At 38.6% G+C, this 10,503-nt stretch carries 10 protein-coding genes and 3 tRNA genes; 6 read left to right on the top strand and 7 right to left on the bottom strand.

Annotated elements, in window-relative coordinates:
- Positions 1–589 precede the first annotated feature (589 nt).
- The 5 genes from glnA to ASF86_RS08870 all read left to right on the top strand — a co-directional run bounded on the left by glnA (position 590) and on the right by ASF86_RS08870 (position 5,242).
- Complete coding sequence (gene glnA / locus ASF86_RS08890; protein WP_003650573.1) at positions 590–2,005, top strand: type I glutamate--ammonia ligase; 1,416 nt, start codon at positions 590–592, stop codon at positions 2,003–2,005.
- Between the two features lie 126 nt (positions 2,006–2,131).
- Positions 2,132–2,641: a chorismate--pyruvate lyase family protein gene (locus ASF86_RS08885; RefSeq protein WP_056481208.1), complete on the top strand. Its 510-nt coding sequence runs from the start codon at positions 2,132–2,134 to the stop codon at positions 2,639–2,641.
- Positions 2,638–3,516: a 4-hydroxybenzoate octaprenyltransferase gene (gene ubiA, locus ASF86_RS08880; RefSeq protein WP_056481206.1), complete on the top strand. Its 879-nt coding sequence runs from the start codon at positions 2,638–2,640 to the stop codon at positions 3,514–3,516. The genes ASF86_RS08885 and ubiA overlap by 4 nt, the downstream gene beginning before the upstream one ends.
- A 114-nt stretch (positions 3,517–3,630) precedes the next feature.
- Positions 3,631–4,938 carry a lipase family protein gene (locus ASF86_RS08875; RefSeq protein ID WP_005039140.1) on the top strand — a complete coding sequence of 436 codons (1,308 nt, stop codon included), beginning with the start codon at positions 3,631–3,633 and terminating at the stop codon, positions 4,936–4,938.
- Between the two features lie 103 nt (positions 4,939–5,041).
- On the top strand, positions 5,042–5,242 hold the full coding sequence (locus tag ASF86_RS08870; protein ID WP_026056195.1) for a hypothetical protein: 201 nt from the start codon (positions 5,042–5,044) through the stop codon (positions 5,240–5,242).
- A gap of 9 nt (positions 5,243–5,251) precedes the next feature.
- Here ASF86_RS08870 and ASF86_RS08865 read toward each other — a convergent pair whose 3' ends face one another.
- The 6 genes from ASF86_RS08865 to ASF86_RS08840 all read right to left on the bottom strand — a co-directional run bounded on the left by ASF86_RS08865 (position 5,252) and on the right by ASF86_RS08840 (position 7,845).
- A complete protein-coding gene (locus tag ASF86_RS08865; protein WP_017391937.1) occupies positions 5,252–5,695 on the bottom strand; it encodes a DUF2726 domain-containing protein in 444 nt (147 codons plus the stop codon).
- Between the two features lie 56 nt (positions 5,696–5,751).
- Positions 5,752–5,827 (bottom strand) — tRNA-Asn (locus ASF86_RS08860).
- Positions 5,828–6,008: 181 nt separating this feature from the next.
- Positions 6,009–6,084: transfer RNA gene (locus tag ASF86_RS08855), tRNA-Asn, on the bottom strand.
- A gap of 8 nt (positions 6,085–6,092) precedes the next feature.
- Positions 6,093–6,168, bottom strand: a tRNA-Asn gene (locus tag ASF86_RS08850).
- Positions 6,169–6,314: 146 nt separating this feature from the next.
- A complete protein-coding gene (locus tag ASF86_RS08845; protein WP_003650584.1) occupies positions 6,315–6,941 on the bottom strand; it encodes a superoxide dismutase in 627 nt (208 codons plus the stop codon).
- A 145-nt stretch (positions 6,942–7,086) separates the two neighbouring features.
- Positions 7,087–7,845: a Nif3-like dinuclear metal center hexameric protein gene (locus tag ASF86_RS08840; protein WP_056481204.1), complete on the bottom strand. Its 759-nt coding sequence runs from the start codon at positions 7,843–7,845 to the stop codon at positions 7,087–7,089.
- A gap of 194 nt (positions 7,846–8,039) precedes the next feature.
- On the opposite strand from ASF86_RS08840, the gene ASF86_RS08835 reads away from it, so the two are divergent.
- On the top strand, positions 8,040–9,215 hold the full coding sequence (locus ASF86_RS08835) for a S1C family serine protease (RefSeq protein WP_004643516.1): 1,176 nt from the start codon (positions 8,040–8,042) through the stop codon (positions 9,213–9,215).
- 42 nt (positions 9,216–9,257) lie between these two features.
- Here the strand turns inward: ASF86_RS08835 and ASF86_RS08830 are convergent, their stop codons facing one another.
- The gene (locus ASF86_RS08830) at positions 9,258–10,496 is read right to left on the bottom strand and encodes a multifunctional CCA addition/repair protein (protein ID WP_045430015.1); all 1,239 of its coding nucleotides are present in this window, start codon (positions 10,494–10,496) and stop codon (positions 9,258–9,260) included.
- Between the last annotated feature and the right edge of the window lie 7 nt (positions 10,497–10,503).

The following is a 10,503-nucleotide window of genomic DNA, read 5'->3' as shown; positions in this document are numbered from 1 at the left end:
CGAAAATAAGAATTAAGTTGTTTTTAACGAGCCTTAAAATAGAAGTGCTGTAAAAAAGAAAAATAATTTCAGAAAACCTCAGTATTTTAATGGGTGAGGTATAGCGCAAAAGAGGACTTTTAAAATTTTTTTGAAAATTACTTTTCAAGGCAATATTTACATTAAAACCTTTTTGGCAAAGGCATGAGTAGATGTAGAGTTCTCATCTAAGAGTTAGAATTTCATAAGTCATCGTTTATTATTTTTTTATTCATTGTAATAAGAATGCCAGCTTGCTATATAAGAAAGTATTATGATCATGAATTACTGTTAGATATTGATGCGATGATTCATATTAGCGCAACAATTTTGCACTAAATTAGGGCGATTGTGAGCTATTCTTGTATGCCATAATTTGAAAATGTCTGAATATGGTGCATTTCACTATGCAAACAGTATAATGGGTTCAGGACAAGGGGCCTAAATCATGGATAGTTATAAGCAATTCAATGTTTTAGGTAAGTCTTATAAAGTTGGTATGAGATTTGCTTTATAAATACCAGCAATTAACACGCACTTAACAAGTGCAACAAAATTTCATTGGAGCAAAATGAGCATGGCGAACAAGGTCCTTCAACTCATACAAGAAAGTGGCGCAAAATGGGTCGATTTTCGCTTTACTGATACTAAGGGTAAAGAACAGCACGTAACTTACCCAGCTGATTCTATTGATGAAGATACTTTTGAAGACGGTAAAATGTTTGATGGTTCTTCAATCGCTGGTTGGAAAGGCATTGAAGCATCTGACATGATTTTACGTCCAGATGCAGAAACTGGTTTTGTTGACCCGTTCTTTGCTGAACCAACTGTAGTTGTGACTTGTGACGTTATTGAACCTTCAACTGGTCAAGGTTATGAGCGTGACCCACGTTCGATTGCTCGCCGTGCAGAAGAATACTTAAAATCTACAGGTATCGGTGATACTGCATTCTTTGGTCCAGAACCAGAATTCTTTGTATTTGATGAAGTGAAGTGGGACATCGATATGTCTGGCGCTCGTCATACATTGATCGCTGAAGAAGCTGCTTGGTCTACTGGTAAAGATTACGAGTCTGGTAACTCAGGTCACCGTCCACGTGTTAAAGGCGGTTACTTCCCAGTTCCTCCAGTTGATTCTTCACAAGATATGCGTGCAGAAATGTGTGCGAAAATCGAAGACATCATGGGCCCTGGTCGTGTAGAAGTACACCACCACGAAGTTGCTTCTTGCCAATTAGAAATTGGTGTGAGCTTCAATACACTTGTACGTAAAGCTGACGAAGTTCAACAATTCAAATATGCTGTTTGGAACGTTGCTCACCAATATGCAAAAACTGCAACCTTTATGCCTAAACCAATGGTAGGCGATAATGGTTCAGGTATGCACGTTCATATGTCTATCTCTAAAGATGGCAAGAACTTGTTTGCTGGTGATGAATATGCAGGCCTTTCTGAAATGGCATTGTACTTCATCGGTGGTGTTATCAAGCACGCTCGTGCATTGAATGCGATCACAAACCCATCTACAAACTCATACAAGCGTTTGGTTCCTCACTTCGAAGCACCAATCATGCTTGCTTACTCAGCGCGTAACCGCTCTGCGTCTATCCGTATTCCATACGTTTCTAGCCCTAAGGGTAAGCGTATCGAAGCTCGTTTCCCAGATCCAATGATGAACCCGTACTTAGGTTTCGCTGCATTGTTAATGGCTGGTATCGACGGTATCCAAAACAAGATCCATCCGGGCGAAGCTGCTGATAAGAACTTGTATGATCTTCCTCCAGAAGAAGAAGCGAAAATCCCAACAGTTGCTCATAGCTTAGATATGGCTCTTGAAGCACTTCAAGCAGATCACGAATTCTTGTTAAAAGGTGGCGTGTTCACTAAAGAAATGCTTGATGCATACATCGAACTTAAAACTGAAGATGTACGTCGTCTTAACACGACTACTCACCCAGTTGAGTTTGATATGTACTACAGCTTGTAATACGTATTTTCATAAAAAAGCCTGCTTATGCAGGCTTTTTTATTGCTTGGAATGTTGATTGAATTCTCTACGTTTTTTATCAAAAAATTGGGTTAAACTAAGTGCGAGTTTTCATGTGAGCAGATTATGCGTAAACGGCCACCAGTACTTAAACAGGAAAAGACTTTAAATCCTGAGTTGAAAAAATGGTTGTATGCGTCTGGTTCTCTGACTCAACAATTGACTGATCTTGGTGATGGTCAATTCAGTGTAAAACCTTTTAAAGAACACTTTCAGCGTTTAACTTTTGCAGATAGCCAATGGATGAATATGCCTCATACTCACACCTCATGGGTGCGTGAGACTTATTTATATGGCAGTGAAGCAGAGCCATGGGTTAAAGCAAAAAGTATTTTTCCTATTTTAAGCCTACAAAAAAAAGCCCGCATATTTCAGCACATTGGTTCTACACCGATTGGATTTTTTCTATTTCAAAGAACGACCCCACTTTGTGACCGCCGTGTCATTCGTTTGCCAGAAGGGTGGACGCGACAAAGTTGCTATACTTGGCATGGGTGTAAATTTATAGTCCAAGAAACATTCTTACCAGCTTTTGAAGCTTTTCTACATCAGCAGAACGACAAGGAACTACTATGACGACTGCAACAGATACCACATGGCGTCAGCGTTTAGAAGCATACTATTATCTATGTCGATTTGATAAGCCAGTTGGAACAGAACTGGTTTTTTGGCCAACTATGTGGGCACTTTGGGTTGCTGCAGAAGGAAGGCCGCCATTGCATATTCTTTTGGCAATGGTCTTAGGCACAATTTTTATGCGTGCTGCTGGTTGTGCCATTAATGACTTTGCTGATCGAAAAGTAGATGCACATGTTGAACGCACTAAAACACGTCCATTAGCAACTGGGGTCATTCGTCCGAGAGAAGCAATATATGTATTTTTAGCGTTAGTATTTGCTAGCGCTTGTACTTTGTTCTTTTTACCTATAGCGACATTCTATTGTGCACTAGCTGGATTAGTTTTAGCATTTATATATCCCTTCATGAAAAGATATACCCATTTACCACAAGTGGTTTTAGGTATGGCATTTTCTTGGGGAATTCCAATGTCATTTACTGCGATGGGTAAGCCTTTAGATATAACGTGTTGGCTTCTTTATTTTGGTAATCTAGCTTGGACAGTCGCTTATGACACTCAATACGCCATTACTGACCGTGAATATGATTTAAAGATTGGTGTGAAATCTATAGCTATTCTTTTTGGTCGATATGACATCCAAATTATTGCGCTTTTACAAGCAACCAGTCTTGTTTTGATTGGTTCGGCACTGTATTTAGAAAATATTCTATTTCCATGGGCGATCATTGCTTTGATTGTTGTTGCATTCGATTTTATATATCAAACAATTAAAACCAAAGACCGCAACCCTCAAGTATGTTTTTGGGCATTCCGTCACAATCGCTGGGTTGGATTAATCATTTTTCTGGGAATATTTTTAAATTTCATATAGTAAAAATGACCGTAAGGTTGAAAAGTGTTCTATGCAGAGCACTTTTTTTATGTCTTAATATTTGTGCATAAAAATATGCGGAATAAATAACACATAACATAAAAAGGATATTTTATGAAACGGTCAAAAATTGCTTTAGCTATAACATTATCGGTTTCAACATTATTTCTTGCAGCATGTAATGACGATGATGATGACTATATTGGTGTGAACCCTGATAAAACTTATATTTCTGAGAAAGCCTATTCTAAGGATAGTTTAGAAGGTGCTTCATCTATAAAAGTCATGACTTATAACATGGCAAATGTTCAAGGGAAAACAGCAGAAGCAACAGCATTAGTAATGTTCCCTAAAATTGCTCAACCTAAAGATGGTTATCGTGTAGTTGTATGGGAACATGGCACTGTAGGCGTAGGCGATAGCTGTGCACCAAGTAATAATACAATTAATCCACGTTTCAAAATTCTAGCGGATACATTATTGGCAGCTGGCTATGTTGTAATTGCTCCAGACTATGAGGGTTTAGGTACGCGAGGAATGCACCCATACCTTAATTTGGGAAGTGAGGCTAAATCTGCAATTGCAGCAGTTAAAGCTGCGAAAGATCATTATGGTAATCAGTTGAATAGTTCATGGATGTCAATTGGACAGTCTCAAGGAGGTCATGCTTCATTAGGAACAGCTGAATTTGCTAATAACGACAGTAACTACAAAGGAGCGGTTGCAACAGCCCCAGCTTCTAGCCTTGGCGATATTATTTCTAAAGTTGCTCCGCAAGCAATTAAAGACATTCTTGAGAGAGAGCAGGCTGGTACTGCACCTGTTGGTACGGCTGTAGAAGTGTATGCTGAGCTACTCGCATATGCTGCATATACCACAGTGGGTATTACAGCCTATGAACCTAAATTTAATTATCGTGAAATTTTCCAACAACGTTCTCAGAGTGTAGCTGAGTTCGCAGAAGGGACTACTGGTGAAAATGGTGTATGTTTAACTGATTTGCATAATAAATTTGCAGACGATATCCGTGATTTTCTTGCGACTAATGCTGGTAAAACAGTTCTCGATTATCCTGGTCTAGCTGGTAATTTCCAAGAGAATCCAACTGTGAAAAAGTTCTTAGACGATAATCAGCCAGCAACTAAAAAAATTAATTCACCAGTTATGATTGTTCAGGGGACTGCTGATATGGCTGTACCATATCCTGTTACTAATGCCTTACAAGAGGGGCTTAAAAAAATGGGAACTGATGTGACATTTGTGCCTGTTCTAGGGGCTGCCCATACTCAAGCGATTGTATGTAGAAATGCTGAAATTTATCAATTTGTTCAATCTAAGATGCCAGCTAAAACAAATATAGTGCTTGATCCATCGGTAATAGATGCTAGTAAGAATGTTGAATGTACAGGAATAGCACAATAATTTTTGTATTTAAAATATTCAAATTAAAAGGGTCCTAAAGAGGGCCCTTTTTGTTATATTGTTACACATCTTAGAATTAATACCGTTTGAGTTTGAAGTAGTTATGAGCCAGCCAACTGTTGAAAAAAAATCTGTTCCTTGGTTATTAATGGGATTAGGTTTGCTTATTCCTTTTTTTATTATCGGAATACTTTTCTTGGCTGCAAAAAGTGATGCTAAGACTAAAAAACAATATGAGCAGCAACGTTTAGAAATGGAAAAAAGAATAGCTGAAAAAGAAGCAGCAAGTTCTGAAAAGAAATAACAGCGGTTTTTAATGAATATCTTTTTGTAGCTGACGTACCGTCGGAATATTTGTGTAACGTCTTACAATGTAACCTGCTTCTGTGAGCATTTGATCACGAATACGATCTTCTTCCGCTTTTTCAAGATGAGAAGGGTCATCTAGTTCAATAATGGCAATTACTTCCATCTTGTCGTTAAGCACAACGAAGTCGGTAACTTTACGGTTGAACTGACTACGAATTTTATAGTCCTTACTGGTAATTAAAGCGCTAAAAGCCACTTGTGCTAAAACATGATAACTTGGAAAACTTTGTTTTAAGCGGATAAACATTTGAGTTTCAAAGTTGGTAATAACAGGACGAGCAAAGAATTTTTGTTTTGGAAATAAATAAGGGCGTAAACAAACAGCAAGAAAAATGCAGGTGCTGATGCAACCTAAAACAATAAAAAATAAGTGACTCGATTCGAACATGTGAAGGCATCATACAAATAAAAACCCACTCATGATGAGTGGGTTTTTAAGAATCTTGGCTCTCCAACCTGGGCTCGAACCAGGGACCTGCGGATTAACAGTCCGTCGCTCTACCGACTGAGCTATTGGAGAATCTGGAAAAGGATTTTAGGCAGGAAAGGGGGCGGGGTCAAGTCTTAATAACGGAATTAGTGAGAATATCTAATCGTTTGGTTTAAAAATATTCGAAACATTGATTTTATTAACAATAATAGAAAATCATTAAATGATTGGATAAGAAAAAGCCCGCAATAAATGCGGGCTTTTAGAATCTTGGCTCTCCCACCTGGGCTCGAACCAGGGACCTGCGGATTAACAGTCCGTCGCTCTACCGACTGAGCTATGGGAGATTAGTAGATGGCTCTCCAACCTGGGCTCGAACCAGGGACCTGCGGATTAACAGTCCGTCGCTCTACCGACTGAGCTATTGGAGAATCTGATGCGCATTTTATGGATGAAATCTAAAAGCGTCAATAAGAATATTAAAGAAAATGAATCGTTTGCTTGATTAATATGCTTTTAAGGTACTAAAAATAAAAAAACCACCCAAAATAGGGTGGTTTTTTATAAAGAAATAAAATTATTTCTCTACACCAGCTGGTTGGCCTGCAAGTTTTGCATTTGCATAGTCCCAGTTCACAAGGCTTTCTAAGAAAGTTGCGATGTATTTAGGACGTAAGTTACGGAAATCGATGTAGTAAGCATGTTCCCATACGTCAATTGTTAATACAGCAATTTGACCATGTGCAAGTGGAGTGTCTGCATTAGAAGTTTTAGTAATAGATAATTTACCGTTTACTTCATCAGCAACTAACCAAGCCCAGCCTGAACCGAATTGAGTTGTTGCAGCAGCAGCAAATTCTTCTGCAAATTTTTCGTAGCTACCAAAAGCTTCTTCAATTTTAGCAGCGATTGCGCCAGTAGGCTTACCACCACCATTTGGCTTCATAGAATTCCAGTAGAATGTATGGTTCCAAACTTGAGCAGCGTTATTGAAAATACCAGCTTTAGATGCATCACCAGCAGTTGCTTTGATGATTTCTTCTAAAGTTTTACCTTCAAGGTCAGTCCCTTTGATTAAGTTGTTTAAGTTAACAACATAGGTATTGTGGTGTTTATCGTGATGGTATTCTAAAGTTTCTTTACTAATATGTGGCGCTAAATCATCATAGCCATATGGAAGTGCAGGTAAAGTAATGGTTGTCATGTTCCTATTCCTTGCATTTGCTGGGTTATACAATTAAGTGGCTCTATTGTAAATGATTCTGTTCACAATAGGGCATCGTTTTAAAGAACTATACACAATAAAGATCTAATTAATACGCATAACACAGATTGAAAAAAAGACTTAATTAAATCGGATTATTCAATTCAAAATATTCGGCTTCAATTGCAAACTGCTGTGAAATTGCTTGTGCTAAACGTTGAACTCCATAACGTTCGGTTGCATGATGACCACACGCAAAATAGTGAACTCCTAATTCTTTTGCTTCATAGAAAGTTCGTTCACTGACTTCGCCTGAAATATAAGCATCGCAATTTTGCAAAGCTGCTTTAGCAATAAAATCTTGAGCACCACCCGTACAAAAGCCTACTTTTTGAATGCTTTTCTTCTCGGCTGGTAAATGAATCACTTTAAAATCAAAGCTATTTTGTAATTTTGTTTTAAACTCTTCAACAGAAACAGCTTGCTCTAAATATCCAATATTTCCAATTGGGTGTTTCTCTGATAAATCGAGTGGTTCTAAATGGTGTAAGCCCAATTTTTCTGCAATGGCTACATTGTTACCCAAACTTGGATGTGCATCTAAAGGTAGGTGGTAAGCCACGAGTGAAATATTATTTTGAATGAGTTTTTTAATTCGGTTACCGCGCATTCCTGTAATTGGGTACGGTTCGCCTTTCCAAAAATAACCATGATGTACGAGTAATAGATCGGCATCCTGAGCAATTGCCGCATCAATCGCATCTTCGGAAGCCGTAACGGCACAAACGATACGTTTTACTTCAGTTGAACCTTCAATTTGCAGGCCATTTGGTGCGTAATCTTTAAATTCTGCAGCTTTTAAGGTTTGGTCGCACCACTGAATAATTTCATGCAAATTCGCCATGATATTTCCTGAATTGAGTAGTAAATAATTGCTAAAGCTATAGAAACATATTTTGTTGTGTAACTAAAGCTAGACAAATCTTTTTTGAGTTTTTTATGTATATCGACATATTTAATTTAAAATGCTTAACTGAAAACTCTTTTTGTTCAATATATTAATTTAATTAAAAGCTTCTTTGCGTAGAGGATATGAACGTGCGCCGCACCTTTACATGGTTACCTTGGGTGTTACTTATTATTGTAATTGCCAGTTTTATTGCATGGCAAAAATACCATCAGCCGAAACCAACTGTTGCAGTTGATGGGGTGCAAATGCCTGCCGAAAAAGTTGAACCACTGGTTGATACTTCACGAGCGGGCGGGGTGGTGTCTTATAGTGCTGCTGTGAAAGTTGCAGCGCCGGCAGTTGTTAATATTTTTACGACCCAGAAAGTTAAACAAAATCATCCATTGTTAAGTGATCCAGTATTCCGCGAATTTTTTGGAAATCAGGTTCCTGAACAACAACAGCAAAATGAAAATAGTTTAGGCTCTGGGGTTATTGTTCGTGCTGATGGTTATATTCTTACCAATAATCATGTGATTGCTCAGGCTGACCAAATTGTAGTTGCATTGCGTGACGGACGTCGTGCAGAGGCAACTATTGTTGGAACAGATCCTGATACGGATTTAGCTGTAATTAAAATCGATTTAGATAAATTACCCGTGTTGCCATTTAAGCTCAGTGGTAATGAAGTGGGTGATGTTGTCTTAGCGATTGGTAATCCATTTGGAGTAGGGCAAACGGTAACTCAAGGTATTATTTCTGCCACTGAGCGTTCTGATTTAGGCATCAATACCTATGAAGATTTCATTCAAACAGATGCTGCAATTAACCCAGGTAACTCAGGCGGAGCTTTAATTGATGTCGCTGGTAACCTAATTGGGGTAAATACCGCTATTTTCTCGCAGTCAGGCGGCTCTTTAGGTATTGGTTTCGCAATTCCAGCTAAAATTTGCCAACAAGTATTAAACTCGATTTTGAAAGATGGTCGTGTTGTACGTGGATGGTTGGGCATTAGTCTAGTACCGCCTACACAAGAAGATGTATTAGCACCAAAACAACAAATTGGTGTGGTCGTTGCTGATGTTTTGAAAAACGGTCCAGCAGCATCTGCGGGCATTAAAGTTGGTGATAAAATTATTCAGGTGAATAATGAATCAATTACCTCAGCTTCTCATTTGATTAATTATGTTGCATTACAAGCGCCTAATAGCGAAATTAATGTGGTGGTTGAGCGAGCTGGGAAGCAAGAAAACTTTGTGGTAGCAGTTGGGGAAAGAAAAAACCAAAATACACAATCTCAATATATACCGCTGCCTAAACAGTAAAAACAAAAAAGCCTCGTAATGAGGCTTTTTTATTAGCTTAAATTAAGAATGTGTGGGTGTTTGATGTTGATGTTTGAACTCAGTTAAAGCATCAATGCGACATTGAATTAACATTTCACCAATTTCAGCACCTTTAATGTTCTCTGGTAAGTCCTGAACTTTAATAGAGCGAACCACTTGCATCGCATCTAACATATACTGAGCTTGAGGATAAGGGCGGTCTTCTAAACCTAGTCTTCCTCTAGCATCACACTCACATGCCTGTACAAAAGCTTCCACTCTCTCAGGGCGACGTAATACATCTAAACGCTGTAATAAACGCCATACAGTTCCGGGTTTTAACGACATAATCTGATGGCATTTTAGATGTTCTTTACACACCGATAATGCCAACTGTCGAGTTTGAGTTGGAACCTTTAAACGTTCACATAATTCGGTAACGGGTTTCACGCCACGCTCTTCATGCATGATATGGCGAGGAAGTTCGTTAACAGGCGTTAATGCTTTACCTAAATCATGTACTAAAACAGCAAACCGAACATCAAGCGAGTAGTTTGACTTACACGCTTGCTGTAAAGACATTAGGGTATGTATGCCGCAGTCTACTTCAGGATGATATTCAGGACGCTGTGGTACACCAAACAATGCGTCAATTTCAGGAAAAAGATGTTTTAAGGCACCGCAATCCCGTAATGTCTGAAAATAAATATCTGCATGATCTTCTAAAAGCGCACGTGAAGTCTCTTTCCACACACGTTCTGGTGTTAAGGCGTCGAGTTCACCTGATTCAGCCATTGTTTGCATCAATTGTAAGGTTTCAGATGCAATATGAAAGCCATATGAAGAATATCGAGCTGCAAAGCGTGCCACACGTAAAACACGTAAAGGATCTTCAGCAAAAGCTTCTGAAACATGTCGTAAGGTTTTATTTTCTAAATCAGTTTGACCACCATAGGGGTCATATATTTTGCCATCTTGATCCATTGCTATGGCATTGATGGTTAAATCACGGCGAATTAAATCTTCTTCTAAACTTACTGTGGTATCAGTAAAAAACTGAAAACCGTGATAGCCCTTACCGGACTTTCGCTCAGTACGTGCAAGTGCATATTCTTCTTTAGTTTTAGGATGAAGAAACACAGGAAAATCTTTGCCTACAGGTTGAAAACCTTGGGCGAGCATATGTTCAGGCGTTGCTCCGACCACAACATAATCTTTTTCTTGATAGGGATGCCCAAGTAGAGAATCTCGGACGGCACCGCCTACTAAATACACTTGCATGAAAAAA

This window comes from Acinetobacter sp. Leaf130 (assembly GCF_001423205.1).
Lineage (GTDB): Bacteria > Pseudomonadota > Gammaproteobacteria > Pseudomonadales > Moraxellaceae > Acinetobacter > Acinetobacter calcoaceticus.
The sequence above is the reverse complement of the archived record's forward strand: the minus strand, read 5'-3'. Positions and strand labels throughout refer to the sequence as shown.

Bases quoted from the DNA above. Each gene is read 5' to 3' on its own strand.
- glnA (WP_003650573.1), top strand. From the start codon at position 590: ATGAGCATGGCGAACAAGGTCCTTCAACTCATACAAGAAAGTGGCGCA.
- ASF86_RS08885 (WP_056481208.1), top strand. From the start codon at position 2,132: ATGCGTAAACGGCCACCAGTACTTAAACAGGAAAAGACTTTAAATCCT.
- ubiA (WP_056481206.1), top strand. From the start codon at position 2,638: ATGACGACTGCAACAGATACCACATGGCGTCAGCGTTTAGAAGCATAC.
- ASF86_RS08875 (WP_005039140.1), top strand. From the start codon at position 3,631: ATGAAACGGTCAAAAATTGCTTTAGCTATAACATTATCGGTTTCAACA.
- ASF86_RS08870 (WP_026056195.1), top strand. From the start codon at position 5,042: ATGAGCCAGCCAACTGTTGAAAAAAAATCTGTTCCTTGGTTATTAATG.
- ASF86_RS08865 (WP_017391937.1), bottom strand. From the start codon at position 5,695: ATGTTCGAATCGAGTCACTTATTTTTTATTGTTTTAGGTTGCATCAGC.
- ASF86_RS08845 (WP_003650584.1), bottom strand. From the start codon at position 6,941: ATGACAACCATTACTTTACCTGCACTTCCATATGGCTATGATGATTTA.
- ASF86_RS08840 (WP_056481204.1), bottom strand. From the start codon at position 7,845: ATGGCGAATTTGCATGAAATTATTCAGTGGTGCGACCAAACCTTAAAA.
- ASF86_RS08830 (WP_045430015.1), bottom strand. From the start codon at position 10,496: ATGCAAGTGTATTTAGTAGGCGGTGCCGTCCGAGATTCTCTACTTGGG.